Source organism: Kitasatospora sp. GAS204B, from assembly GCF_029892155.1.
Classification (GTDB): Bacteria; Actinomycetota; Actinomycetes; order Streptomycetales; family Streptomycetaceae; genus Kitasatospora.
Genome location: NZ_JARZAG010000021.1, coordinates 46,925 through 70,886 on the forward strand (window position 1 = coordinate 46,925; position 23,962 = coordinate 70,886).

The following is a 23,962-nucleotide window of genomic DNA, read 5'->3' on the forward strand; positions in this document are numbered from 1 at the left end:
ATGACGTCCACGACAGCCGCTCATGCCGCGGATCTGGTCGCCGCCCTGCTGTTCATCCTCAGCCTGGCCGGGCTCTCCCAGCACCGCACCTCCCGCGCCGGCGTCGTCTACGGCATCGCCGGCATGGCCCTCGCCCTGGTCGCCACCGTGGTGGTGGCGGCGCAGAGCATCACGGCCGGCGCGGTCACCCTGATCGTCCTCGCGATGGCGCTGGGCGCAGCGATCGGCCTGTGGCGGGCGCGGCAGGTCGAGATGACGCAGATGCCCGAGCTCATCGCCGTCCTGCACAGCTTCGTCGGCCTCGCCGCGGTGCTGGTCGGCTGGGACAGCTACCTGGAGGTGGAGTCGCACGGCTCGGCGCAGACCCGGATCGCCGCCGACCTGCTGGGCATCCACCACGCCGAGGTGTTCATCGGCGTCTTCATCGGGGCGGTCACCTTCACCGGCTCCATCGTCGCCTTCCTCAAGCTGTCCGCCCGGATCGCCTCGCGCCCGCTGACGCTGCCCGGCAAGAACGCGCTCAACGCCGGTGCGCTCGCGGCGTTCGTGCTGCTGACGATCTGGTTCACCGTCAGCCCGAACCTCGCGCTGATGGTGGCGGTCACGGTGCTCGCGCTCGCGCTGGGCTGGCACCTGGTCGCCTCGATCGGCGGCGGTGACATGCCCGTCGTCGTCTCCATGCTCAACAGCTACTCCGGCTGGGCCGCGGCCGCCGCCGGGTTCCTGCTCGACAACAACCTGCTCATCGTCACGGGCGCGCTGGTCGGCTCCTCGGGTGCCTACCTCTCCTACATCATGTGCAAGGCGATGAACCGCTCCTTCCTCTCCGTCATCGCGGGGGGCTTCGGCATCGAAGCCCCCTCGGCCGGGAACGAGGAGCAGGGCGAGCACCGCGAGATCCGTGCCCTGGAGACGGCGGAACTGCTCGCCCAGGCCCGGTCGGTGGTCATCACCCCGGGCTACGGCATGGCGGTCGCACAGGCCCAGCACCCCGTCGCGGAGCTGACCCGCCGGCTGCGCGAGCGCGGCGTCGAGGTCCGCTTCGGTGTCCACCCCGTCGCCGGGCGCCTGCCCGGGCACATGAACGTCCTGCTGGCCGAGGCGAAGGTGCCCTACGACATCGTCCTGGAGATGGACGAGATCAACGACGACTTCGCCGACACCTCGGTCGTCCTCGTCATCGGTGCCAACGACACCGTCAATCCCGCCGCCACCGACGACCCGTCCAGCCCGATCGCCGGCATGCCGGTGCTGCGGGTGTGGGAGGCGGAGCAGGTCGTCGTCTTCAAGCGCTCGATGGCCTCCGGCTACGCGGGAGTCCAGAACCCGCTGTTCTTCCGCGAGAACACCGGCATGCTCTTCGGCGACGCGAAGCAGAGCGTCGAGGAGATCCTCCAGGCCCTCGGCACCGCGGACCCGCGCACCCCGGAGCCGACCGGGGCACGCCGGACGACGGTGGCCGGTTAGGAAGGTGGCGCAGGCCGCGAACGCCGCCTGCGCCACGCCGCCGTCGACGAGCAGTTCCGCGCCGGAGGGGAGCAGAGGCGCCGGCCGACAGCAGCGGGAGGGCTGTCAGGGCTGCACGAGCGGGTACTGGAACGACTTCCAGCGGCCCTCGGAGACCACTTCGACCACGCCGTCGGCCACCTTGATGGCGGTCTGCTCGTCAATCGCGTACGCCGGACCCGCGATCGCGGCCGCCCATCGTTCTGCATCGGCCATGGTGTTCTCCGGACAGGCCGGATGATCCAGGTGCGGGAAGATCGAAAAATCGACCAGGCCAAGCGTGCTGTCGCCGCCGGTGGGCGGCTGCCAGCCCACGAAGTCCTCCCCGATGCGGGGGGTCACCACCATGCTCCCGGCGCTGAGCCCCACGTAGACCGTGTCGGACAGTGACGGCAGGAGGTCGGCCAGCCCGGACTCCCGCATCCAGTGGGCCAGGTACAGCGCGTCACCGCCGTTGACCAGCAGGACGTCGGCCTCCCGGACCCAGGAGACCCAGCGTGCCTTCTCGATGCTGGGCAGCGCGGTGAGCTCCAACACGCCCACCGACTTCCACCCGAGCTCGGTCATGGGGCTGGGAGATCGTCCGCTGATGAACCGCCATGGCCCGCCCGGATCGGCGTCGGGGTGGCCGTACCCCGCGGTGGGGATGCAGAGGGCGCTGGACTCGGCGATCGGCTTACCCAGGAGGTCGACCAGCGCATCCTGGATGCTCGCGTTCTTGATACCGGAGTCGGTGAGGAGAAGCTTCATCATGTCCCTTCCGAAGAAACGTCGTTGACGTGGTCAGGGCTGGCACGAGCGGATACCTCATGATGCCAGTGGCGGCGCTGCGCGGCGCCCTCACAGCGCGTCGGCGGCCGCCGCTGCCACGGCGTCCGCGACCTCGGCCAGCGCCGGGGAGTCGAGCTTCCACTGTTGCCAGTACAGCGGGACGTCGATCGGCCGGTCGGGGGCGAGATCGCGCAGCCGTCCGCCGACCGCCCGGGCGGCGACGTGGATCTCGGGGAGCATGCCCCAGCCGAGGCCGGACACCACCGCGTCCAGATAGGACTCCGAGGCGGGGACGAAGTGGCGCAGCGCCCCTGGCGTGGCTCGGGGGTTGAGGCGGTGCAGGAAGCGGTCCTGCAGTTCGTCGCGGCGGTCGAAGACCACGACCGGTGCGGCGCCGAGCAGTTGTCGCAGCGGTGCGCCGCCGAGCCAGCGGTCGACGAAGTCCGGGCTCGCCATGGCGCGGTAGCGCATCCGTCCCAGCGCACGCACCGAACACCCCTGGACCGGCTGCGGGGAGGAGGTCACGGCCGCCATCACGGTGCCCTCGCGCAGCAGTCGGGTGGTGTGCTCCTCGTCCTCCCGGTGCACCTCGAGGCAGATCCGCCCCTCGCGACCGGCGTGCGCGAGCGCGGGCAGGAACCAGGTCGCCAGCGAGTCGGCGTTGACCGCGATCGACACCCGGGCCGGCTCGCCCGAGCCGGGCAGGCCCAGCTCGGCGCCGGCATCGCGCTCGAGGCGGGCGACCTGGCGGGCGAACCGCACGACGACCTCGCCGGAGTCGGTCAGCCGGATCGGCTTGGACCGCAGCAACAGGACCCGCCCGGTGCGCTCTTCGAGCGCCCTGATCCGCTGGCTGACGGCGGAGGGTGTCACATGCAGGGCCCGGGCCGCCGCTTCGAAGGTCCCCTCGTCGGCAGCGGCGAGCAGGGTGCGCACCTGCTCCAGGGGAAGGCCGGTCATCATGGGTGCTAAGGATACGTAAGAAACATTAGCTGGGCTCATCGCCGCGACTGACCTAGCCTCGCCCTATGCACGACGTACTCATCGCGGCAGCCGCAGGACTGGGCACCGGACTCTCCCTCATCGTGGCCATCGGTGCCCAGAACGCCTTCGTGCTGCGCCAGGGCATCCGGCGCCGGCACGTGCCGGTGATCGTCGCGATCTGCGCGGGCTCGGACGCGGTCCTGATCGCCCTCGGCGTCGCCGGCATCGGCAGCGTGGTGCACGCCTGGCCCGCCGCGATCACCGCGCTGGCCTGGATCGGCGGCGCCTTCCTGGTCGGCTACGGGCTGCTCGCCGCCCGCCGGGCGCTGCGCTCGGCCCGGCTGGACCCGACCGCCGACACCGCCCCCTCGCTGCGCGCCGCCGTCCTCACCTGCCTCGCGCTGACCTGGCTGAACCCCCACGTGTACCTGGACACCGTGCTGCTGCTCGGCTCGATCGCCGGCTCCTACGGCTCCCAGCGCTGGGCCTTCGGCGCCGGAGCCGCCGTCGCGAGCCTGTGCTGGTTCGGCGCACTCGGCTTCGGCGCGCGGCTGCTGGAACGCTTCTTCGCCCGTCCCGCCTCGTGGCGCATCCTCGACGCGCTCATCGCCGCCATGATGACCACGCTCGGCGCGCTGATGGTCGCGAGCCATCCCTGACCCTGCCCGAGGCTCCAACTGCCCGGCGCGGGACGGCTTCAGCGGTCCCGGGCGAGCAGCGCGGTGAGGCTGTCGGCGAGCTGCGTGCGGGCGGCGGTCGGCAGCGGGGTCAGGCGGCGCTCCAGTTCCCGGTCGATGGTCGCGGCGGCGGTGGCGAGGAGCGCGCTGCCCTGCGCGGTCAGTTCCACGATGGAGGAGCGCCGGTTGGCGGGGTGAGGTCTGCGCTGGACGTGGCCGGCCTTCTCGATCCGGTCGACGGCCTGGCTGGCGCCACCGCTGGTGATGGCGAGCTGGTCCGCGATGTCCTGGACGCGGCAGTCGGGGGTCTGGGCGATCACGCGCATCGGCAGGTACTGGGCGAGCGGCAGATCGTGGTCCGTCCGCAGAGCGGTGTCCGCCGCGTCCCACAACTGGATCTGCGCGCGCACCAGAAGGCGCAGGAAGTCCTCGTTGTTCATCGGTCCGCTCCTCGAAGCCTTGTCGTCATGGTTCATAGTGCTTAGTATCTTACTAGTAATGAACTCCGTGCTCCACCCGAGACCTCTGCGAGGGCGACAGTCATGACTACCACCCAGATGGAGAACGTCAAGGCACTGCTGCGAGGTGCTCCGCTCGACCTGGCCGGGGATCCGCTGGAGATGCGCGCGGTGTTCCGCGCCATGCTCACCGCCGCCCCGGTGCCCGCCGACGTGCGGACCGAGCCCGCCGTGCTCGGCGGGGTGCCCGCCCTGCGGGTGTGGGTCGACGGGGCGACCCCGACCCCGCCGACCGCCACCATCGTCCACTTCCACGGCGGTTGCTACGCCGTCGGAGAACCGGCGACCAGCCTCAATCTGGTCGCCGCCCTCGCCCGCCGCACCGGCGCCGAGGTGCTCTCCGTCGACTACCGGCTCGCTCCCGAGCACCGCTACCCGGCCGCCGTGGACGACGCCCTCGCCGCCTACCGCGCGCTGCTGGACGCCGGCGGCGATCCGGCGCGGATCGTGGTCGCGGGGGAGTCGGCCGGGGCCGGCCTGGCGATGGCGACCCTGCTGTCCGCGCGGAGTGCCGGTCTGCCGCAACCCGCCGCGGCGTTGCTGCTCTCCCCGTGGGTGGACCTGACCCAGTCCGGCCGCAGCCTGGAGACCAAGGCCGGGGTCGACCCGTCGATGAGCGCCACCGCGCTGCGCGTGCGGGCCGCGGACTACCTGGGCGGTGCCGACCCGCGCGCTGAGCAGGCCAGTCCCGCCTTCGCCGACCTGCGCGGCCTCGCGCCGCTGCTCGTCCAGGCCGGCAGCCACGAGGTCCTGCTCGACGATGCGGTGCGCCTGGCCGCGCGGGCCGCCGAGTGCGACGTCGACGTCACCCTCGACGTCGTGGCCGGGGCGCCGCACGTCTTCCAGGCTTTCGCCGCCGTCCTGGACGAGGCCGCCGCCGCGCTCGACCGCGCCGCGGCCTTCCTGCGCGACCGCCTGGACCCGGCTGCCACCGCCGCGCCGGAGCAGGTCGCGGCGTGAGGGCCCGGCCCACGGCCCTGGTCACCGGAGCCAGCAGCGGAATCGGCCTCGCCACGGCCCGGCTGCTCGCCGAGCAGGGCTACGACCTGATCCTGGTGGCCCGCCGCGAGGATCGGCTGACCGCCGAGGCCGAGCTCCTGCGCCACGCCGGGACCGGGGTCGAGATCCTGCCCGCCGACCTGGCCGACAGCCACGGTCTGCAAGCGGTGCTGGACCGCGCCCAGGCCGGCCCGGTGGACCTGCTGGTCTCCAATGCCGGCACCAGTGCCTACACGCCGCTGGCCGACCTCGCCCCGGCGGAGGTCGACCGGCTGTGGCGGCTCAACGCCACCGCGCACCTCGCCCTCACCCGGGCCGTGCTCCCGGCGATGCTGCGAGCGGGTTCGGGCGGCATCGTCACCGTCGCCTCGCTGCTGGCCTTCAGCGCCGGCCTCGACATGGGCTTCCCGCGCACGCTCTACGTGGCCGCGAAGTCCGCCGTCGTGGGCTTCACCCGCGCCCTCGCGGGCGAACTGCGAGGAACCGGGGTGGCGGCCACCGTCGTCTGTCCGGGCCTGGTCGACACGGACTGGTCCGGCGGGCGGAACCACGGCGACCCGCGCGCCATGCCCGCCCCCGATGTCGCCCAGGCCCTGTGGACGGCCCACCGGCAAGGCGAAGTGCTGTGCGTCCCGGGCATCGAGGACCCCGAGGTCCTCGAGCACTGGACAGCCGTGGAACCCACCCTGCTGCTCCAGGGCAACCACGCCGAACTCGCCCCCCGCTACCGGCGGGCTCAGCCCTCCAGGTAGGCGAGGACGGCCAGGATCCGGCGGTTGTCGTCCTCGGAGGGTTCGAGTCCGAGTTTGGCGAAGATGTTGTAGCTGTGCTTGCTCACCGTCTTCTCGGTGACGAACATCCGGCCGGCGATGGCGGCGTTGGAGCGGCCCTGGGCCATCAACGAGAGGACCTCGTGCTCACGCGGGGTCAGTGCCAGCAGGAGCGGGTCGGCCGAGCGGTGGGTGAGCAGGGCGGTGACCACGTCGGGATCCATGACCGTGCTGCCGGCGGCGACCTGCTTCACGTTCGCGATGAACCGGCCGACGTCCAGCACCCGGTCCTTCAGCAGATAGCCCACCGCCCCGGCGCGGTCCGACATCAACTCCCGGGCGTAGAGCTGCTCGACGTACTGCGACAGCACCACGACGGGCAGGCCGGGGAGCTGCTTGCGTGCGTCGATCGCGGCGCGCAGGCCCTCGTCGGTGAACGTCGGGGGCAGTCGCACGTCGACGATCGCGATGTCGGGCCGGTGGGTCGTCAGCGCCCGGATCAGCGAGGGGCCGTTGTCGACGGCTTCCACCACCTCGAAGCCGTTGACCTGGAAGATCCTGATCAAGCCCTCCCGGAGCAGGGCGAGGTCCTCGGCTATCACGATGCGCACGGCAACGACATCCTTATCTCGGTGGGTCCGCCGGGCGGGCTGTCGACGGTCAGGGTGCCGTCGAAGGCGGCCAGACGGCGGGCGATGCCGCGCAGGCCGGTGCCGGCGTCGACGGCGGCGCCCCCGTGGCCGTCGTCGGACACCCGCATGGTGAGGAGCCCCGCGGTGGTGCCGGGGTGGGGCTCGAACTCGACGGTGATCCGGATGTGCTGGGCCTGGGCGTGCTTGATGGCGTTCGACAGGCCCTCGGCGACGGCGAAGTAGGCCGCGGACTCGACCGGTGCGGGCAGCCGTCCGGGCAGGCGGGTCAGCACCGTGGTCGGTATCGGGTTGACCAAGGCCAGGGCTTTCAGAGCGCCGTCCAGGCCACGGTCGGCGAGCACCGGCGGGTGGATGCCGCGGACCAGGTCGCGCAGTTCGGCCAGCGCGCTGGTGGTCGACTCGCGGGCCTCCTCCAGGAGTTGCTGCGCGGCGTGCGGATCGTCGAGCATCAGTTGCTGGGCCAGGCCGAGGCTCATGCCCAGCGACACCAGTCGGGCCTGCGCGCCGTCGTGCAGGTCCCGTTCGATCCGGCGCAGTTCGCCGGCCTGGGTGTCGACGGTCTCGGCTCGCGAGGCGGCCAGTTGCGCGACGCGGGCCCGCAGTTGGGCCTGCGCGGTGGGCGCGAGCAGGGAGCGGATCACCCGGGCGTTGAGGTTCGCCAGCCGCTCGGCGGTGGCGTACCAGAGCAGCAGGAGCACCGGGCCGAGCGGGACCAGCGCGAACGACTGCTGGACGCTGTGCAGCCGGAAGCCGTTGCCCAGGGGAGTGCGGAACACCTGGGGCGGCGTCAGCTCGTAGAGGATCGGATAGATCAGGTAGAAGACGCCGCCGAGGAAGAGCGCGAACGACAGCGTGTAGGTGAACCACCCGGTGATCGAGTTGGCCAGCAGCCAGGCCCAGTCCCGCCAACTCGCCGGGTCGCGCAGGATCGACCACAGCCGAACGAGCCAACTGCCCTCGGGCGTCGGCAGGTAGGGCCGGGGCACCGGTTCGCCGAGCCGGTCGGCGGCCCACTGGCGGTGCAGGTCGGCGAGCCAGCGGACCAGGACGGTGGAGAGCAGGGCCAGCGGGATGCCGACGCCGAGCGCGACAGCCGTCACCGAGGTGACCCAGAGCGTGAGGAGGCCGGCGCCCAGGACCGCACCGAGCAGCAGCACCAGCGACCAGCCCAGCAGGCTCACCCGCAGTGCGAGTCCGGAACGCAGGGCGGTGGGCGGGGGACGCTCGCTGGAGTGACTCATCACGCCCCATCATCGTGCATCGGTGCCACGTCGATTGACCGGCCGCGATCGCAGGCCGGGTCTCGATGATGACCGGCCGGCAGGGCTCCGCACAGTGGGGTTTCCTCCACCCCCGCAGTGGGTCCAGCACCCGTGTTCTTCGCCCGCGCCCCCGGGAGGCTGGAGCGGTCGGGAAACCCCCCGGTCCGCCAACCACTCTTAGGGACACCTCATGACCGGATACACGCACCGTCGGCAGGCGGCTCTGACGCTCGTCCTGGCCGCGGCCCTGACCGGCACGCTCGCCGCCTGCGGGTCCTCCGCCGCACCGCAGGCCTCCGCCCACGCCCCGACCGGGAGCCCCGACGCGGTGGCAGCCCGGGAGGCCCGGCTGGCCGGGCTCGCCCAGCAGGACGTGGACGCCGGAGCGCCCGGAGTGATCGTCCGGGTCGACGACGGCAACGGGCCGGCGATCGAGATCGCCCGGCAGGCGCCGTGGACCACGGCCGACCACGCGCTCGCCGCGAGCGACGCGTTCCGGATGGGCTCCAACACCAAGACGGTGGTCGCCACCGTGGTCCTCCAACTGGTCGCCGAACAGCGGCTCCAGCTCGCCGACCCGGTCGAGAAGTGGCTGCCCGGCCTGATCCCGAACGGGTCCGCGATCACCCTGCGGATGCTGCTCGACCACACCAGCGGCCTGTTCAACTACGCCAACGATCCCGACGTCCTGAAGGCGTTCACCGGCCAGGACACCAGGCCCTGGACGCCGGGGGAGCTGATCGCCGCCGCCGTCCGCCACGACCCGCTCTTCGCGCCCGGCGCCCAGTACTCCTACAGCAACACCAACTACGTCGCGCTCGGCCTGGTCGCCGAGAAGGCGTCGGGACAGCGCCTGGGCGACCTGATCCAGCAGCGGATCGCCGGGCCGTTGCAGCTGAAGAACACCTACCTCGTCACCGGCTCCGACTCGGTGAAGAGCCCCGCTCTCGCGCACGGCTACGAGCCCGACGCCGCCCAGCTCGCTCCGGTGCTGCCGCCCGGCACGCCCGCCGGCACGGCGTTCGCCGGTCCCGCCCGGCCCGCCGGACATGTCGACACCACCTGGATCAACCCCAGCACGGAGTGGGCGGCGGGCGGCATGGTCTCCACCGCGCAGGACTGGGCCCGCTTCGACACCGCACTGATGTCCGGCAAGCTCCTGGCGCCCGCCCAGCTCAAGGAGATGCAGACCACCGTCGCGGAGGAGAGCGGCAATCCGAACCGCTACGGGCTCGGCCTCGAGCAGGTGGTCACCCCCTGCGGCACCGTCTGGGGCCACGTCGGCCAGGTCCCCGGCTACTCCAGCGAGGACTACACCGACGCCACCGGCCACCGCACGGTTTCGGTCTTCACCACCACCATCTTCGGCCTGGCCGCGCCGAAGACCGGCCCCGCCGACCAGGCCCTGGTGAACGCCGCCGTGTGCACCATGCTCGACCAGCCGATCCCCAGCTCGCCCGCGTCCCCTGCCAGTTGACGCTCAGGCCTGCCGATCACGCAACTGCCACGGCAACGTCGGCCGTTGACGAGTGGTCAGCCGCCGCGAGCAGGACCTCGGCGGCCTCGGTGCGCCGGTACAGCACCTGGCGGCCGGCTCGGGTGGCGGCGACCAGTCCTGCGGCGCGCAGGGCGCCCAGGTGCTGGGAGACGCCGCCTGCTGTGATCCCGGTCCGGCGGGCCAGCTCCGCGGTGGCCGCCGGGGCGTCCAACTCGGCCAGCAGCCAGGCTCGGGAGCGCCCCAGTATCGCCGCCAGTGCCTGCGCGGGCTCGCGTTCGCGCCGCTCCCAGAGGGTGGCCACCCCGCGCGGCGGGTAGCGCAGCGTCGGCTGGCGGCCGGGGACGGTCACCGAGAAGAGCCGTGGCCAGACGAACGCCGAGGGAATCAGCAGCAGTCCCCGGCCGCCCAGCCGGCGCCCGCCGCCCCCGTAGCGGTGCTCGACCGAGAGCCGTTCATCGACCCAACTCACCTGTGGGTCAAGGTCGGTGAAGAGCTGTTGGATACCGCCCTGGGCGAGCAGCCGGGCCCGGTGCAGCACGTCCCCCTCCAGTAGGGCGCGCAACCGCGGCCAGTACGGCGCCAGCGCGAGTTCCCAGTACGCCGCCACGGTGTCGGCCAGCCGGGCCAGTTCGGCCTGCGGGTCCTGGCGCAGCGCCTCGATCCGCTCGGTGCGCGGCGCCCGCGGCCCGTCCAGCTCGGCCCGGACCTGCTCGGGCGCGGTGGCCCGAAGTGCCGCCAGCTCCACCCCGAGATCCGGCACCGAGGAGGTCGGCGGCGGCGCCACGAAGACCGGGATCGCCAACGGCCCCTCCGGCACCAGGTCGGCGAGCAACTGCCAGTCCAGCCGGGCGGCGGCCAGCCGGGGGCGGACCGCCGCCAGCCATGGTCGGTGCAGCGGGTGCTCGTCCGGCCGCCGCAGCACCCGGACGCTGGCCACCACCTCCCAGAGCGGGGAGACGGCGAACCGGGTGTGGGCCAGGTCGCGGGCGGTGAACTCCAACTCCAGCACGGGGCAGGCCTTCCTCGGCGGGCGACGGGCGACGGGCGACGGGCGACGGGCGACGGGCGGCGGCCCGTCGAATTAGCTCAGTCTAAATTCATGGCCAGGGGCTCCTGGCCGCGGCCAGGGTTGTGCGCCATGACCACCGATCTGCGGCTCGAGCTGCCCGCCGCCCCCGCGACCTCCCCCGATTCGGATTTCCGACTGCTCCTCGCCGCCGCCACCGTCAGCAAGCTCGGCACCGCGGTCAGTTCACTCGCCCTGCCCCTGGTCGCGGTGCTCGCGCTGCACTGCTCGGCCGGCCAGGTGGCTCTGCTGGCGATGCTGAGCACGGTCGCCTTCCTGCTGATCGGGCTGCCGGTCGGCGCCTGGGTGGACCGGCTGCCGAAGCGCCCGGTGATGATCGCCGCCGACCTGGTCCGGGCCGTGCTCTTCGGCTCGGTCCCGGCGGCCTGGCTGCTCGGCTGCCTGACCTTCACCCAACTCGCCCTGGTGGTGCTGCTCGCGGGGGCGGCGACCGTCTTCTTCGACGTGGCCGCGCTGAGCAACCTGCCGTGGGTGGTGGGCCGGCCCGGTCTCACCCGGGCCAACGCGCATCTGGTCACCGCGGACGCGGTCACCCAGGTCGGCGGGCGCGGGGCGGGCGGCTTCCTGGTGGCGCTGGTGTCGGCACCCGCGGCGGTGCTGGTCGACGCGGTCAGCTACCTGGGCTCGGCCGTGCTGCTGCTGCGGATCCGCCGCCCGGAGCCGGCGGTCCCTCCCCGGCCGGCCGGCGGTATTGGGCGGGGGTTGGCGGGCGAGGTGCGCGACGGGTTGCGCTTCGTGCTGGGCGACCCGCTGCTGCGCCCGATCGCGCTGGCCGGCGCCTGCACCAACCTGTCCATCCAGCTCTGCCAGACCGTGCTCCCGGTGCTCTTCGCCCGCACCCTGCACCTGCCGGACGGCGTGCTCGGCCTCTTCTTCGCGCTCGGCGGGGTGGGCGTCTTCCTCGGCTCGCTGCTCGCCCGCCCGCTGGCCCGCCGACTGGGCGCGGGGCGAGTGCTCTGGCTGATGGGCCTGGCGGTCGCGCCACTGGGGGTCCTGGTCGCCCTGGCCGACCGTGGCCCGCTGCTCTGGTGCGCCGCCGGGGCCTGGCTGCTGATCACGCTCAAGGTCGGCAGCGACAACGTCATCAACGTGAGCTTCCGTCAGCACGCCACCCCCGACCACCTGCTCGGTCGGATGAACGCCACCATGCGCTTCCTGCTCACCGGCGCGCTCACCGTCGGCGCCGCCCTGGCCGGCCTGCTGGCCACCGTCGCCTCGCTGCGCGCCGCCCTCTGGGCCGGCGCGCTGGGGCTGGCCGTGGTGTGGGTCCCGATCTACCTCTCGCCGCTGCGCGGCATGCGGGACCTGCCGGGGACGGAGCACTGACGCCACCAACTCGCCTGCCCCGAACCGACGCCTGCGGCTACCGCGGCCGGCGGTGCGCGGGGGCCGGGGGCCAAGTCCCCGGCGCGAGGACGCCGGTGGCGTAGGCGCGGGCGACCAGTGCTGTCCTGCTCGTGGTTCCCCAGCGCTGGGACAGGTGCCTGAAGTGGTAGTTGACCCCGTCGGCGGTCAGGCCCACCGCCGCGGCGATCTGGGTGGTCGTGGAGCCGCCCGCGGCCAGGGCGAGGATCCGCGCTTCCACGGCACTGACCTGGGTGTGCTCCTCCGGGCCCGGCGCCGGGGCGGGTGCGGCGGGTCGGTCCACCACGCGCAGGAGCAGCAGGAGGTTCGGTGGCGCGTCCGGCTGGTCGGTGACCACGTCGATGTTCAGCTCGCCATGGCGTTCGGTGCCGCTCCCGCTGGACCAGGAGACCTCGACCGGGTACCGCGACCTGCGCCGCAGCCGTACCGCTTCGTTGACCGGGTGGAGTCGGGCGCCGGCCGTCAGCCGGAAGAGCGCCAGCGCGTTGTGCCCGCTCAGGTGGCCGGGCAGGACGCCCCATTCCAGGGCCATCGCCGAGTTCACCACCCGGATCGTGCCGTCCGCCTCGCAGAAGGCGGCCGGCAGTGGGAGGAGGTCGAAGAGGATCAGGAGTCGGTTGCGCCAGAAGATCGCCCGCTCGCGATCGGACGACATCGCGGCGTCGGCCGGCAGCCAGCCTGCCTGCTGCCCTTGGTGATCCATCACGCGTTCCCACCCGTCGCGTCGTTGGCGCCGCTACCCCACGGTGCCGTACCCCACTGTGCAGCTACCCCACGGCCCCGAGACCCGCAAGTCCGAGGCGCCCGAGGCCACTACCAAATCATGTAGCCACCCGAGCGCTCAACGTGCCCCCGGGGCGGGACGGTGGAGGAGGCCGCCGCGACCGCGGCGGCGCCAGCCCGCTGAACCCCATATTCCGGAGGGCAGTTCACCCATGGCCGATACCCTGCTCCCGCCGCAGCAGTCGAGCGGCGAAGACGTCCCCGCCACCGACGTCCCCGTCATCGACATCTCCGCCGTCAACTTCAGCGGCACGCCCACCCTGGGACTGATGCGAGCGGCCCGCCTGCTTGGCCCGGCCTTCGCGCTGCGCGTGGACGGCCAGGACAACCTCTTCGTCTCCAGCCTGGACCTCGTCACCGAGCTTGCCGACGATCAGCGGTTCACCAAGAACATCGGCCTCGGGGTGGCGAACCTGCGGCCGATCCTGGGTGACGGACTGTTCACCGCGCACATCGACGAGCCCAACTGGGCCAAGGCACACGACATCCTGATGCCCGCCTTCGGTCTGGGGTCGATGCGCACCTACCACCCGGTGATGCTGAAGGTCGCCCACCGGCTCATCGAGTCCTGGGACCGCCGGGCAGCCACGGGGAGTCCGGTGGAGGTGGCCGACGACATGACGCGGATGACGCTGGACACCATCGGACTCGCCGGATTCGACTTCGACTTCGGCTCCTTCGACCGCGACGAGCCGCACCCGTTCGTCAGCTCGATGCTGCGTTGCCTGGACTGGGCGATGACCTCGGTCGGCCGCACCGCCGGGGTCGACTTCAGCGAGCAGGACGAGGCGATGCGCGTCGACGCCGCCTACCTGGCCTCGGTGGTCGACGAGGTGATCGCCGCGCGCACCACCGCGCCCACCGTCGCCCGCACCACCGCGCCGGACACCGCCCCCGGCAAGCCGCAGGACCTGCTGGGCCTGATGCTCACCGCGACGCATCCCTCCGACGGCGCCACCCTGGACCTGGAGAACGTCCGCAAACAGATCATCACCTTCCTGATCGCCGGGCACGAGACCACCTCGGGAGCCCTGGCCTTCGCCCTGTACTACCTGGCCAAGAACCCGGCCGTGCTGCGCCTGGCGCAGCGCGAGGTGGACGAGATGTGGGGTGACACCCCCGCCCCGGAGCCCACCTTCGAGGACGTCGGACGCCTGGGCTACCTCCGGCAGGTGCTGAACGAGGCCCTGCGGCTGTGGCCCACCGCCCCCGGGTTCGCGCGCGAGGCGCGCCAGGACACCGTGCTGGGCGGCCGGATCCCGCTGCGGGCCGGGCAGAGCGTCAGGGCCCTGATCCCGATGCTCCACCGCGAGCCGGTGTGGGGCGACAACCCCGAGCTGTTCGACCCCTCGCGCTTCGCACCGGACGCGGTCGCCGCGCGCTCCCCGCACGCGTTCAAGCCGTTCGGGACAGGTGAACGCGCCTGCATCGGACGGCAGTTCGCGCTGCACGAGGCCACCATGGTGCTCGCCATGCTGCTCCATCGGTACCGGCTGATCGACCATGCCGACTACGAGCTGAAGCTGAAGCAGTCGCTCACCATCAAGCCGGACGGGTTCACCCTCACTCTCGCCCCGCGCACCGCCGCCGACCGGGCCGCCAACCGCGCCGCGCTGCCGACCGCGAGTGCCGCACAGCCCGACCGCGGCCCGGCCGAGGTCGCCGACCTGCCCACTCGGGTGCGCCAGGGCACCGGGCTGCTGCTGCTCCACGGCTCCAACTACGGAACCTGCCGCGACTTCGCCACCGGCCTCGCCGAGGCCGCCGCGGAGTTGGGGTGCGACACCACCGTCGCCCCGCTCGACGCCCACCGAGGCGCGCTGCCCACCGACCGGCCCGTGGTGATCGTCACCGCCTCGTACAACGGCCAACCCACCGACGACGCGGCCGCGTTCGTGAGCTGGCTGCGGGAAGCCGAAGCCGAAGCCGGTGCGGCCGAGGGCGTCAGCTACGCGGTCCTCGGCGTCGGTGACCGCAACTGGTCCGCCACCTACCAGCGCATCCCCACCCTCGTCGACGACCGGCTCGCCGCGCTCGGCGCCACCCGCATCCTCGACCGCGCGGAAGCCGACGCCTCCGGCGACCTGACCGGCAGCGTCGAGGCGTTCACCGCCGCCCTGCGCACCGCACTGCTGGAGCGGTACGGCGACCCGGCCACCGTGGGCGCCGGGCCGCAGCGCCGGCAGGACGGCCCCGCCTACACCGTCACCGAAGTCACCGGCAGCGCGCTCGACACCCTGGCCGCCCGGCACGGCATGACGCCGATGACGGTCGTCGGGACCGCCGGGCTCACCCACCCGCAGTACCCGCGGGTCAAGCGCCTGGTCCGCCTCGCCCTGCCCGAGGGGACGTCCTACCGCACGGCCGACCACCTCACGGTGCTCCCGGCCAACGACAGCGCCCTCGTCGAGCGCGCCGCCCACCTGCTCCGGGCCGACCTCGACACCGTCCTGAGCATCGTCCCCAACCACCCCCGCCGTGACGGGATCCCGGTAGCCGGACAGTTGACGATCCGTCAGTTGCTCACCCGTCACGTCGAGTTGCAGGACCGACCGACCGTGGCTCAGCTGGCCGTGCTGGCCGCCCTCAACCCCTGCCCGCCGGAGCGGGCCGCGCTCGGGGCGCTGGCCGAGAACGCCGATGCCCACGCCGCCGACCAGCGCACCCTGTTGGACCTCATCGAGGACCACCCCGCTCTGCGCGAGAGCCTGAGCTGGCCCGCGCTGCTGGAGCTGCTGCCGCCGATCAGGCCCCGCCACTACTCCGTCTCCTCCTCGCCGACGGCCGACCCGCACCAGGTCGACCTCATGGTCTCGGTGCTGGAGGCACCCGCCCGTTCGGGGCGCGGCACCTTCCGAGGCACCGGCTCCGGCTACCTGAACTCCGTGCGGCCTGGCGACACCCTGCTCGCCCGGATCCAGCCCTGCCGCGAGGCCTTCCGGGTCGGGCACGACGCCGACACCCCGGTCATCATGATCGCCGCCGGCACCGGGCTCGCCCCCTTCCGCGCCGCCATCGCCGAGCGTCGCGCTCTCGCGCTCGGCGGCACCCCGCTCGCCCCGGCGCTCTGCTACTTCGGCTGCGACGCCCCCGACGCCGACTACCTGCACGCCGACGAACTGCGGGCTGCCGAACAGGCCGGCGCGGTCTCCCTGCGCCCTGCCTTCAGCAAGACCCCCGTCGACGGCCGGCGTTTCGTGCAGGACCGCATCACCGCCGAAGCCGACGAGGTGTGGGAGCTGCTGAATGAGGGAGCCCGGGTCCACGTCTGCGGCGACGGTGCCCGGATGGCGCCCGGCGTTCGGAACGCCTTCCAGGCCATCTACCTGCGGCAGACCCGAAGCGCCGACCGCGCCGAGGCCCAGCGCTGGCTCCAGACCCTGATGGACCAGAGCCGGTACGTCGAGGACGTCTTCAGCGGCTGACCCACCACCGGGCCCGCCCCCGTCCAGCTGTCGGCGGGGGCGTTGCCGGGCCTGTGCGTGTGGGGGGCCTCAGTCGTCGACCCGGCCCACCCACACCTCGGTGATCCCGCTGACGTAGCGCGCCCCGCAGTGGTCGGTGGGGACCACCAGCTGTGGCCCGGTCGCGTCCAGCGGCGCGCCGTCCACGCTGGTGGCGAGCAGCACCTGATGGCCGCCGAAGTCCGGGTCGATCTCCGCCCAGGAGAGCACCACGTGGTGGCCGTCCGCGCCCTTGACGGTCAGCACGAAGCCCAGCCGCTGCTTGCGGCCGGTCAGGTCGACCTGTGGGCGCGCCGCGCGAAGCACGTCCCACAGCTTCGGCCCCTCGAAGCCGTGCCGCTGCTCGCCCTCGGTCAGGCAGTCGAAACTCACCTGGACCTGATGGGCCGGCAGGTCACGCAGCTGGGCGACGGTCAGCTCGACAGGTTCGTCGAGGCGGCCGTGGAAGCGGACGGCGGCAGGTCTGCGCATCGGGACTCCATCTCCGGACCGCGCCCGTGCGGCCCGTTTCGGGTGGTACCCGTGAGGCCTCGCAGATACCCACCCAACCGGCAGTTTCACTGGCAGATGCGATGAATCGACCCATGCAGGCCTGGCAACTGCCAGCTGGCGGTGCGTCAGCCGTCGTGACGGACCGGGAGGCCGTCGAGGGTCTCCTGGAAGCTGCGGATCAGTGCGGCGAGTCCGGTCTCGAAGGCCCGCTCGCGGAAGTCGGCGGGAGCGTTCAGCAGCGGCTCGAGTCCGGGCGGCAGCGTCTCGGCCGTCCAGGCCGCGTCGAGCGGGCGGTCGAGGTGGAGGGCCGAGCCGATCAGCAGGTACTCGACCGACTGCACGAGCGGGAGGAGGTGCTCCTCCGGCCACCCGGCGGCGCGCAGCACGGCGAACGCGTTGGCGTACCCCTGGAGGGCCGCGAGGGACTGGGTCGGCCGGGAGGTCAGCAGCGGAACGGCGTTGGGGTGGGCGGCGAGGGCGGCGCGGTACGAGCGGGCCCAGGTGTCCAGCGCGGCCGTCCACGGCTGGATGGTCGGGTTGAGCTCCATCTCGGCGACGATGAGGTCGCGGATGCCGTCGATGATCGCTTCGCGTCCGGCGACGTAGTTGTAGAGCGAGGGCCCCTTGACGCCCAGTCGGGCCGCGATCCGGGTGCTGGAGAGCGCGTCGCTGCCTTCCTCGTCGACGAGTTCGAGAGCGGCGCGCATGATCCGGTCCCGGGTCAGCAGCGGCCGTGGCGGTCTGCCCATCTGTTCGTCCTGGCGCCTTTCGCTTGTTACCCCCGGGTATTGGGCCTCCGCCCGATCTAGTGTACGTTCTCGCCCAGGCAAAACTACTGGCTCTAGTTTTAGGAGCGCCTGGTGGATTTGCGCCTGGCGCCGCCCCGGTGGCACCAGGTCCGGCTTCGAAGGGCAACTCGCCTTCGGGGTCTCGGCCGACGGCGGACTTCGGCCACCTCCCGTGTGATCGCTCCACCTGCCGGCAGCCACCCGGGAACCTCCCCGCGGTGGACTTCTGCCGGCGCCGTCCCTGGCATGCCCCTGGCAGGGGTTCCCAGGGAGCCTCCCCGTCCGTCCCACGCCGAAGGTGACCCTCCGCATGTCCACGCGCACCCTCGCGCTGTCCGTGCTCGCCGCATCCGTGGTGCTCTCGCTCAGCGCCTGCGATCCGACGACCCCGGCAGCCCAGTCCGCCGACTCCGGCACTGCCGCCGCCCGGACCACACCCGCCCCGGGCCTCCAGACTGCGCCGATCACCTCGGTCGCCACCGGCAATCCCGCGGTGACCCTGGTGACTCCGGCCGCGGACCGCACGACGTCGGCCACCCCGGCGACCGCCGTCGGTACCCCGACCAAGTCGGCCACCAGGCCGGCCGGTTCGCCGACGTCCTCGGCCACCGCCGGCGTTTCGCCCGCGTCGGCCACCCCGTCCCCGTCCGGCACGCCGACCCTCGCGGGCGCGGCGCCGGACCTCACGTTGGCCTCGTACAACCAGCAGACCGGCAAAGCCGTGCTCGCCGTCGGCGCCGACGGCACCGGCACCGCGAGCCCGTCCGCCGCGAGCCCGTCCGCGCCGAGCCCGTCCGCCACTGCCGCGGCCACCGCGGCCGTGCGGACCGGGCAGCTGATCGACAGCCCGCCGTCGACCGCCGCGCCGCACGGCGCGCTGCTGGCGATCACCGCCGTCAAGCAGGGCAGCGCGGGGACGGTGCAGGTCGACACCCGCCCGGCCACCATCTCCGAGTTGCTCGGCCAGGCCTGGGCGAACATCAAGACCGCCCTGGATCCGCACCAGATCCAGGTCACGCCCAGCATCCAGGACCTCAAGGCCTCCTACGTCCCGAACCCGGACGGCGGCAACGGCTCGGCCTCGGTCGCGCTGAAGCTGGACGCGAACGACACCGTCGCGCTGCCCGGCGGCGCCAAGGCCACGCTCACCGGCTCGCTCGAACTGGACCCGAGCGTCGTCTTCTCCTACCAGGGCGCCCACGGCATCCTCGCCCCCGAGCAGGCCAAGGTCGGGTTCGACCTGGGCGCGCACGCCAACTGGCACCTCACCGCAGGCCTCACCGGCTCCACCGGCCCGGTCCGGATCCCGGTCGCCACGCTCACCGCCAGCCCCACGGTGATGGTCGGCGGGCTGCCGGTCGTGATCACCCTCAACCTGACGGTCTACGCCGAAGTCAGCGCCGACGGCAGCGTCAGCGTCGACGTCGCGCAGGCCGTCGACGGTGACTGGGCCATCCACGCCGACTACACCAAGGCATCCGGCTGGACCAGCGCGACCGACCCGATCACCACCCGGATCACCCCGGTCAAGGCCACGTTCGCCGGCAGCGCCGACGTGCGCAGCGGCCTGGTCGCCGAGGGGTCCGTCGCCCTGTACGACGCGGTGGGCGTGAAGGCCACCGTCGAGCCGTACCTGCGGGCCGCGGTGCAGGGCACGGTGAGCGTCGACAGCAGCGGCGCCAAGCCGACCGTCAACGGCAGCGGCGGCCTCTACGGCGGGCTCGACGTGAACGGGGCCGTGATGGCGAGGATCGCCATCCTCGGCACCCCGCTGCTCGAGAAGGACCTGCCGTTCGCGACCTACCACAACGAATGGCCCATCCTGGCCGGTTCGTACGGCAACGCGACCCCGAGTGCCAAGCCGACCAACTGACTGTCCGTCCATCCGATCCATCTGATGAAAGGTCAAGTCCCGATATGAGCACCAAGGCGAAGCTCGTCGCCGCCGCGGCCCTGACGGCCGCCCTCACCACCGGTCTCGCCACCCCCGCGATCGCCGCGCCCGCGACCCCCGCCCAGCCGACGGCCGCCGTCGCCGCTGCGGCGACCAGCAGCAGCACGGTGACCGAGGCGCAGTGGCTGTCGGACGTGAGCGCCGCGATCGCCCCGGCCGCCGCATACGTCCAGCAGCGCACGGCCGAGCCCACGGACCAGAAGCTCGCGATCGTGTTCGACATCGACAACACCACGCTCGCGACGCACTTCCACCCGTTCACGATGCCGGGCATCGCACCGGTCGTGCAGCTGGCGCAGTACGCCCACGCGCACGGGGTCGCGCTGATCTTCGTCACCGCGCGGCTGGACTTCATCGACCCGATCACCCGTCACAGCCTGTCCGAGGCGGGCTACACCGTGGACGAGCTGCGCGGGCGCGACTTCGGCGATCTGTTCGAGCCGGTCCAGCAGTTCAAGACGAACCAGCGGATCCAGGTGGAGGACGAGGGCTACACGATCATCGCCAACATCGGCAACAACTGGACCGACCTCAACGGCGGCCACGCCGAGCAGACCTTCAAGCTGCCGGACTACAACGGGCTGCTCTCCTGAGGCTGCCTCACCTGAGTGAACTCCCGCCCGGGGCCGGGCCGGTGCGCCGAGCCCCGGGCGGGTGAGCACGGCGGTGGGTCACGGGGTCGCGGCCTCGCCGGCCGTGGCCCCGGCGGTCATGGGGGTGGGGCTCTTGGCGCCGGTGGGGGTGTCGTCCAGGAAGCCGCCCGACTGGTGTTGCCACAGTTTGGCGTAGGCGCCGTTGGTGGCGAGCAGTTCCTGGTGGGTGCCCTGTTCGAGGATCCGGCCGCGGTCGAGGACGACGAGTTGGTCCATCTTGGCGACGGTGCTCAGCCGGTGAGCCACGACGAGGGCGGTGCGTCCCTCCATGAGTCGCCACAGGGCCTCCTGGACCAGGAGTTCGCTCTCGGAGTCCAGGGCGCTGGTCGCCTCGTCCAGCAGCAGGATGGGTGCGTCGCGCAGGATCGCACGGGCGAGGGCGACGCGCTGGCGCTGGCCGCCGGAGAGTTTGACGCCGCGCTCGCCCACCATGGTGTCGAAGCCGTCCGGCAGCGCGTCGGCGAACTCGGTGACGTGTGCCGCCTCGGCCGCGCGGCGGATCTCGGCTTCGGTGGCGTCCGGGCGGGCGAACGCGATGTTCTCGCGCAGCGTGCGGTGGAACATCGCCGGGTCCTGCGGCACGTAGGCGATCTGGCCGCGCAGGTCGGTCTGGCGCAGCCTGCTGATGTCCTGACCCCCGATCAGGATCCGCCCGGCGTCGATGTCCGTCATCCGCAGCAGCAGCCGGGTGAGCGTGGTCTTGCCCCCGCCGGACCGGCCGACGAGGCCGATCTTCGCGCCGCCGGGCACGGCCAGGTCGAGGCCCTCGAAGATCGGCTCGGCGCCGGCGTGGGCGAAGGTCACCCGCTCGAAGCGGACGTCGGTGGCCCGCAGCCGCAGCGGTTCCGGCGAGGCCGGGTCGACCACGGTCGGCGGCGTCCGCAGCAGCTCGGTGAACTGCGCGGCCTCCGTCATCGAGCTCTCCAGCCGGCGGTAGATCTGGTTGAACTCGAACATGACCCGGGTCGCGCTGCTGTAGTACGTGAAGGCGACGACCACCGCCTCCACGCTGTGCCTGCTGCCGCCGAGCGTGACCGCGAGCAGCAGGCCCAGTGCGTTCGTCAGCACGGACATCGGCGCGACCAGCGTGTCGATCCGCAGGTTGCTGTAGTCCCAGGATCGCAGGGCCAGCCGGCGCGACTGCGCGACGCGGGAGCGGTGTTCGGCGGCCTCGCGCTCCTCGGCGGCGAACGCCCGGACGGTGTCCATGTTCATCAGGCTGTCGGCGACGTGGCCCGACACCCGGGCGAGGGCCTCCTCGCGCTGGTCGACCAGCTGCTGGCGGCGCCGGATGAGGGGCGTCACGCATGCTGCCGTCAGCACGATCATCGCCAGCAGCCCGACGACGAGCAGCGGTTGGTAGTGCCACAGCACCACCGAGCCGAACAGCAGCGGCACGAAGTTGGCCACGACCGAGAACGTCAGCGTGTCCACGAACTCCTCGAAGCGCGAGGCGAAGCTCAGGACGCGTTTGGTCAGCGAGCCGGCGAAGTTGTCATGGAAGAACGCGGAGTCCTTGGCGAACAGTTCGTCCATCCCGATCACGTACAGGTGCTCGATGCCGCGGGCTTCGAGGCGGTTCATGCAGTGCAGGCCGATGCGCCAGAGCGTCTCCGCGACCAGCAGGACTCCGGCGAAGGCCAGCACGTAGGGCAGCGTGGTGCCGATGCCGACAGCCGAGGCGGCGGCGATGCGACCGACGAGCTTCGCGACGACCAGCGGCGCGAGGTAGGCGATGCCGATGTTGCCCAGCGCCGGCAGCAGCATGGCCGGCAGCGCCAGCCGCGGCGACCGGGCGAGCTCCCGTCCGTAGTAACGAAGTGCGAGGAGCATCGAGGCCCGGCCCGGCGAGCCCTGGTGCGATTCGGACGATCCCATCCCAACCCCGGGTTGTCGTGCGGCGGCGTGTGAGGAGGCCAGAAACCGAAGTCTCCCGCGCGGGCGCCCGGGGCGTCCAAGGGTTTTATGACGGACCGTCAGCAGGATCAGTGGCCCAGCGCGGCCTTGGCCGCCACGATCACCAGCCCGAGCACCAGATTGACCGCCGCCTCGATCAGCGCCTCGAGACGCGACGCACTGGCGTGCAGGGCACCGAGGTAGCCCCAGCTGACCTGCTGGGCCACGGCGACGATCAGGGCGAACCAGCCGGTGGCGCTGAGGCTCAACCCCAGCAGCGGACTGATGGCCACCGCGACCGCCGGCAGCACCGCCGCTTCGGTGATCGACCACTCGTTCCGGCCGACCTCGCGCACCTCGGACCAGCCGATCAGGCGGCCGACCGACCTCTCGCCCACCAGGCGTGCGTACACGTGGGCGGCCCAGAAGACCAGCCCGGTGACGAGCAGCAGCACGACGGTCTGGAAGCGGGGGAACTTGCCGACCGAGCTCGACGCGGCGAGCACGGAGGCGGCCAGCAGGGATCCGTAGACGGCTCCCGCGTAGTCGGTGCGGGAAGGCGCATGACCGCTCCGGTGGGGTTTGCGCCGCCACGGGATGACATGGTTCACCGGGTCACCGTACAGGCGCCCGGGCCGTGCGCCGGGTGCGCCACGCGCGCCGGGCATCGGCCCGGGAGCCGTCCGCACCCGCTCTGATCAGGCGCTCGCTGCCAGGAGCGTGCCCGGACGGTGACCGTCCGGGCACACGCCGTCAGACTTCGTCGGCCTCTTGGGTCATTCCGGCGCAGAGCGCCCAGATGACGAAGATGTCGATGGCGATCAACACGATGGCCCAGAACGGGTAGTAGGGCAGCCACAGGAAGTTCGCGATCATGGCGAGACCGGCGAGGACGATACCCACGACGCGTGCCCACACGGCGCCGGTGAACAGGGCCACGCCCGCGAGGGCGACGAGGAAGCCCAGGATGAGGTGCACCCAGCCCCAGCCGGTGGCGGTGAAGCTGTACGAGTAGTGACGCGTGACGACGACCAGATCGTTCTTGGCGATGGCGGAGATTCCCTCGAATATCGCCATCGCGCCACCGAAGATCATCAACGCGGCGGCGAAGAAGGTCCATCCGGTGGCGAGCGGCCGTCGGGAAGTCCGGGCGCCCGTAGGCGCTCCACTGGTGCTGCTGGCCATGTCTGTGCTCCTTCGGAACAGCCTGCCGTCAAGCCGGGTGGCAGGTGGGCAACTCCCATTCCAGGCTGGCACAGCGGGAGGTGGGCAGCGCGCTGAGTGGCCGCAGGCGCGTTCGACGTGCCGGTGTTCGCGTCGATCGCCGTCCGAGCACGCTGCCCGGCCCGCGCCGAAGCGGGCCGGGCAGCGTGCCCAGCGGGCTCAACCGGTCAGCCGGTCAGTAGAAGAGGTCGGGGCTGAGCTGGTAGTCGTAGCCCGAGCCGCCCTGCCAGTAGAAGCGCACCTCGGTCTTGTAGTCGTGGCCCCCGCTCGGGTCGGTGAGGACCCAGGTGAAGCTGTACGAGCCGTTGTGGCAGGGGAACGTGGTGTCGAGCGCCTTGCCCTGGGTGGTGTAGTCCCAGAGGATGACCTCCTCGTTGCAGTTGCCGTTGGCGAAGTTGGAGGTCGCGGTCGCCGTGACGTGGCCGTCGCCCGCGCTCACGCAGGCCTGCTCGGTGCCGGTACCGCCACAGCCACCGCCACTGGACGCCGCGGCACTGCCCGCGCCCACCAGCCCGATGCTGCCGGCCAGCGCCATGCCGACCAGTGCCACGGTGGCCTTCCTGACTCCGTTGACGAACATGAGGTCCCGCCTTTCGACTGTGGCCCGGTCCAGCGACC

22 protein-coding genes are annotated in these 23,962 nt (G+C 72.3%); 9 read left to right on the forward strand and 13 right to left on the reverse strand.

Annotated features, from left to right (window positions below; translation table 11 throughout):
* The gene (gene pntB, locus P3T41_RS25755; RefSeq protein ID WP_280692769.1) at positions 1–1,467 is read left to right on the forward strand and encodes a Re/Si-specific NAD(P)(+) transhydrogenase subunit beta; all 1,467 of its coding nucleotides are present in this window, start codon (positions 1–3) and stop codon (positions 1,465–1,467) included.
* Positions 1,468–1,572: 105 nt separating this feature from the next.
* On the opposite strand, the gene P3T41_RS25760 is transcribed toward pntB, so the two are convergent.
* Both P3T41_RS25760 and P3T41_RS25765 read right to left on the reverse strand, forming a co-directional pair.
* Positions 1,573–2,259 carry a Type 1 glutamine amidotransferase-like domain-containing protein gene (locus tag P3T41_RS25760; protein ID WP_348533697.1) on the reverse strand — a complete coding sequence of 229 codons (687 nt, stop codon included), beginning with the start codon at positions 2,257–2,259 and terminating at the stop codon, positions 1,573–1,575.
* 87 nt (positions 2,260–2,346) lie between these two features.
* Positions 2,347–3,240: a LysR family transcriptional regulator ArgP gene (locus P3T41_RS25765; protein WP_280692771.1), complete on the reverse strand. Its 894-nt coding sequence runs from the start codon at positions 3,238–3,240 to the stop codon at positions 2,347–2,349.
* 65 nt (positions 3,241–3,305) lie between these two features.
* Here P3T41_RS25765 and P3T41_RS25770 point away from each other — a divergent pair, with 65 nt between their 5' ends.
* Positions 3,306–3,920 (forward strand): LysE/ArgO family amino acid transporter, encoded by a 615-nt coding sequence (locus P3T41_RS25770; protein WP_280692772.1) that lies wholly within the window; start codon positions 3,306–3,308, stop codon positions 3,918–3,920.
* 38 nt (positions 3,921–3,958) lie between these two features.
* Here P3T41_RS25770 and P3T41_RS25775 read toward each other — a convergent pair whose 3' ends face one another.
* Complete coding sequence (locus P3T41_RS25775; RefSeq protein WP_280692774.1) at positions 3,959–4,378, reverse strand: MarR family transcriptional regulator; 420 nt, start codon at positions 4,376–4,378, stop codon at positions 3,959–3,961.
* 102 nt (positions 4,379–4,480) lie between these two features.
* Between P3T41_RS25775 and P3T41_RS25780 the strand changes: the two genes are divergently transcribed.
* Both P3T41_RS25780 and P3T41_RS25785 read left to right on the forward strand, forming a co-directional pair.
* Entirely contained in the window at positions 4,481–5,416 is a 936-nt protein-coding gene (locus tag P3T41_RS25780) for an alpha/beta hydrolase (protein ID WP_280692777.1), read from the forward strand.
* Complete coding sequence (locus P3T41_RS25785) at positions 5,413–6,207, forward strand: SDR family NAD(P)-dependent oxidoreductase (protein ID WP_280692778.1); 795 nt, start codon at positions 5,413–5,415, stop codon at positions 6,205–6,207. The genes P3T41_RS25780 and P3T41_RS25785 overlap by 4 nt, the downstream gene beginning before the upstream one ends.
* Here P3T41_RS25785 and P3T41_RS25790 read toward each other — a convergent pair.
* Both P3T41_RS25790 and P3T41_RS25795 read right to left on the reverse strand, forming a co-directional pair.
* A complete protein-coding gene (locus P3T41_RS25790) occupies positions 6,192–6,836 on the reverse strand; it encodes a response regulator transcription factor (RefSeq protein WP_280692780.1) in 645 nt (214 codons plus the stop codon). The genes P3T41_RS25785 and P3T41_RS25790 overlap by 16 nt on opposite strands.
* A complete protein-coding gene (locus P3T41_RS25795; RefSeq protein WP_280692782.1) occupies positions 6,824–8,119 on the reverse strand; it encodes a sensor histidine kinase in 1,296 nt (431 codons plus the stop codon). Before P3T41_RS25795 ends, P3T41_RS25790 begins: the two co-directional genes overlap by 13 nt.
* A 211-nt stretch (positions 8,120–8,330) precedes the next feature.
* Between P3T41_RS25795 and P3T41_RS25800 the strand changes: the two genes are divergently transcribed.
* The gene (locus P3T41_RS25800; protein ID WP_280692784.1) at positions 8,331–9,617 is read left to right on the forward strand and encodes a serine hydrolase domain-containing protein; all 1,287 of its coding nucleotides are present in this window, start codon (positions 8,331–8,333) and stop codon (positions 9,615–9,617) included.
* Between the two features lie 16 nt (positions 9,618–9,633).
* Here the strand turns inward: P3T41_RS25800 and P3T41_RS25805 are convergent, their stop codons facing one another.
* A complete protein-coding gene (locus P3T41_RS25805; protein ID WP_280692786.1) occupies positions 9,634–10,647 on the reverse strand; it encodes a DUF5937 family protein in 1,014 nt (337 codons plus the stop codon).
* A 129-nt stretch (positions 10,648–10,776) separates the two neighbouring features.
* Here P3T41_RS25805 and P3T41_RS25810 point away from each other — a divergent pair, with 129 nt between their 5' ends.
* Entirely contained in the window at positions 10,777–12,051 is a 1,275-nt protein-coding gene (locus P3T41_RS25810; protein ID WP_280692788.1) for an MFS transporter, read from the forward strand.
* A gap of 37 nt (positions 12,052–12,088) precedes the next feature.
* On the opposite strand, the gene P3T41_RS25815 is transcribed toward P3T41_RS25810, so the two are convergent.
* Complete coding sequence (locus tag P3T41_RS25815; RefSeq protein ID WP_280692790.1) at positions 12,089–12,793, reverse strand: LuxR C-terminal-related transcriptional regulator; 705 nt, start codon at positions 12,791–12,793, stop codon at positions 12,089–12,091.
* A gap of 232 nt (positions 12,794–13,025) precedes the next feature.
* Between P3T41_RS25815 and P3T41_RS25820 the strand changes: the two genes are divergently transcribed.
* Positions 13,026–16,298 carry a cytochrome P450 gene (locus tag P3T41_RS25820; RefSeq protein ID WP_280692792.1) on the forward strand — a complete coding sequence of 1,091 codons (3,273 nt, stop codon included), beginning with the start codon at positions 13,026–13,028 and terminating at the stop codon, positions 16,296–16,298.
* Positions 16,299–16,367: 69 nt separating this feature from the next.
* Here the strand turns inward: P3T41_RS25820 and P3T41_RS25825 are convergent, their stop codons facing one another.
* Both P3T41_RS25825 and P3T41_RS25830 read right to left on the reverse strand, forming a co-directional pair.
* Positions 16,368–16,808 carry a molybdopterin-dependent oxidoreductase gene (locus tag P3T41_RS25825; protein ID WP_280692794.1) on the reverse strand — a complete coding sequence of 147 codons (441 nt, stop codon included), beginning with the start codon at positions 16,806–16,808 and terminating at the stop codon, positions 16,368–16,370.
* A 146-nt stretch (positions 16,809–16,954) separates the two neighbouring features.
* Positions 16,955–17,578 (reverse strand): TetR/AcrR family transcriptional regulator C-terminal domain-containing protein, encoded by a 624-nt coding sequence (locus P3T41_RS25830; RefSeq protein ID WP_280692796.1) that lies wholly within the window; start codon positions 17,576–17,578, stop codon positions 16,955–16,957.
* A 349-nt stretch (positions 17,579–17,927) separates the two neighbouring features.
* Here P3T41_RS25830 and P3T41_RS25835 point away from each other — a divergent pair, with 349 nt between their 5' ends.
* Together P3T41_RS25835 and P3T41_RS25840 are read left to right on the forward strand one after the other, a co-directional pair.
* Positions 17,928–19,490, forward strand: coding sequence for a hypothetical protein (locus P3T41_RS25835; protein ID WP_280692798.1), 1,563 nt, complete (start codon positions 17,928–17,930; stop codon positions 19,488–19,490).
* Between the two features lie 44 nt (positions 19,491–19,534).
* Positions 19,535–20,164 (forward strand): HAD family acid phosphatase, encoded by a 630-nt coding sequence (locus tag P3T41_RS25840; protein WP_280692800.1) that lies wholly within the window; start codon positions 19,535–19,537, stop codon positions 20,162–20,164.
* Between the two features lie 78 nt (positions 20,165–20,242).
* Here P3T41_RS25840 and P3T41_RS25845 read toward each other — a convergent pair whose 3' ends face one another.
* The 4 genes from P3T41_RS25845 to P3T41_RS25860 all read right to left on the reverse strand — a co-directional run bounded on the left by P3T41_RS25845 (position 20,243) and on the right by P3T41_RS25860 (position 23,924).
* The gene (locus P3T41_RS25845) at positions 20,243–22,057 is read right to left on the reverse strand and encodes an ABC transporter ATP-binding protein (RefSeq protein ID WP_280692953.1); all 1,815 of its coding nucleotides are present in this window, start codon (positions 22,055–22,057) and stop codon (positions 20,243–20,245) included.
* Positions 22,058–22,209: 152 nt separating this feature from the next.
* Positions 22,210–22,731: a hypothetical protein gene (locus P3T41_RS25850; protein ID WP_280692802.1), complete on the reverse strand. Its 522-nt coding sequence runs from the start codon at positions 22,729–22,731 to the stop codon at positions 22,210–22,212.
* A gap of 142 nt (positions 22,732–22,873) precedes the next feature.
* Positions 22,874–23,305 (reverse strand): hypothetical protein, encoded by a 432-nt coding sequence (locus P3T41_RS25855; protein WP_280692804.1) that lies wholly within the window; start codon positions 23,303–23,305, stop codon positions 22,874–22,876.
* A 214-nt stretch (positions 23,306–23,519) separates the two neighbouring features.
* Positions 23,520–23,924 carry a hypothetical protein gene (locus P3T41_RS25860; RefSeq protein ID WP_280692806.1) on the reverse strand — a complete coding sequence of 135 codons (405 nt, stop codon included), beginning with the start codon at positions 23,922–23,924 and terminating at the stop codon, positions 23,520–23,522.
* Positions 23,925–23,962: the final 38 nt, after the last annotated feature.

What these genes read in the sequence shown, in the direction of transcription:
- pntB (WP_280692769.1), top strand. Translation starts at nt 1, where the DNA reads ATGACGTCCACGACAGCCGCTCATGCCGCGGATCTGGTCGCCGCCCTG.
- P3T41_RS25760 (WP_348533697.1), bottom strand. Translation starts at nt 2,259, where the DNA reads ATGATGAAGCTTCTCCTCACCGACTCCGGTATCAAGAACGCGAGCATC.
- P3T41_RS25765 (WP_280692771.1), bottom strand. Translation starts at nt 3,240, where the DNA reads ATGATGACCGGCCTTCCCCTGGAGCAGGTGCGCACCCTGCTCGCCGCT.
- P3T41_RS25770 (WP_280692772.1), top strand. Translation starts at nt 3,306, where the DNA reads ATGCACGACGTACTCATCGCGGCAGCCGCAGGACTGGGCACCGGACTC.
- P3T41_RS25775 (WP_280692774.1), bottom strand. Translation starts at nt 4,378, where the DNA reads ATGAACAACGAGGACTTCCTGCGCCTTCTGGTGCGCGCGCAGATCCAG.
- P3T41_RS25780 (WP_280692777.1), top strand. Translation starts at nt 4,481, where the DNA reads ATGACTACCACCCAGATGGAGAACGTCAAGGCACTGCTGCGAGGTGCT.
- P3T41_RS25795 (WP_280692782.1), bottom strand. Translation starts at nt 8,119, where the DNA reads ATGAGTCACTCCAGCGAGCGTCCCCCGCCCACCGCCCTGCGTTCCGGA.
- P3T41_RS25800 (WP_280692784.1), top strand. Translation starts at nt 8,331, where the DNA reads ATGACCGGATACACGCACCGTCGGCAGGCGGCTCTGACGCTCGTCCTG.
- P3T41_RS25810 (WP_280692788.1), top strand. Translation starts at nt 10,777, where the DNA reads ATGACCACCGATCTGCGGCTCGAGCTGCCCGCCGCCCCCGCGACCTCC.
- P3T41_RS25815 (WP_280692790.1), bottom strand. Translation starts at nt 12,793, where the DNA reads ATGGATCACCAAGGGCAGCAGGCAGGCTGGCTGCCGGCCGACGCCGCG.
- P3T41_RS25820 (WP_280692792.1), top strand. Translation starts at nt 13,026, where the DNA reads ATGGCCGATACCCTGCTCCCGCCGCAGCAGTCGAGCGGCGAAGACGTC.
- P3T41_RS25825 (WP_280692794.1), bottom strand. Translation starts at nt 16,808, where the DNA reads ATGCGCAGACCTGCCGCCGTCCGCTTCCACGGCCGCCTCGACGAACCT.
- P3T41_RS25830 (WP_280692796.1), bottom strand. Translation starts at nt 17,578, where the DNA reads ATGGGCAGACCGCCACGGCCGCTGCTGACCCGGGACCGGATCATGCGC.
- P3T41_RS25835 (WP_280692798.1), top strand. Translation starts at nt 17,928, where the DNA reads ATGTCCACGCGCACCCTCGCGCTGTCCGTGCTCGCCGCATCCGTGGTG.
- P3T41_RS25840 (WP_280692800.1), top strand. Translation starts at nt 19,535, where the DNA reads ATGAGCACCAAGGCGAAGCTCGTCGCCGCCGCGGCCCTGACGGCCGCC.
- P3T41_RS25845 (WP_280692953.1), bottom strand. Translation starts at nt 22,057, where the DNA reads ATGCTCCTCGCACTTCGTTACTACGGACGGGAGCTCGCCCGGTCGCCG.
- P3T41_RS25855 (WP_280692804.1), bottom strand. Translation starts at nt 23,305, where the DNA reads ATGGCCAGCAGCACCAGTGGAGCGCCTACGGGCGCCCGGACTTCCCGA.
- P3T41_RS25860 (WP_280692806.1), bottom strand. Translation starts at nt 23,924, where the DNA reads ATGTTCGTCAACGGAGTCAGGAAGGCCACCGTGGCACTGGTCGGCATG.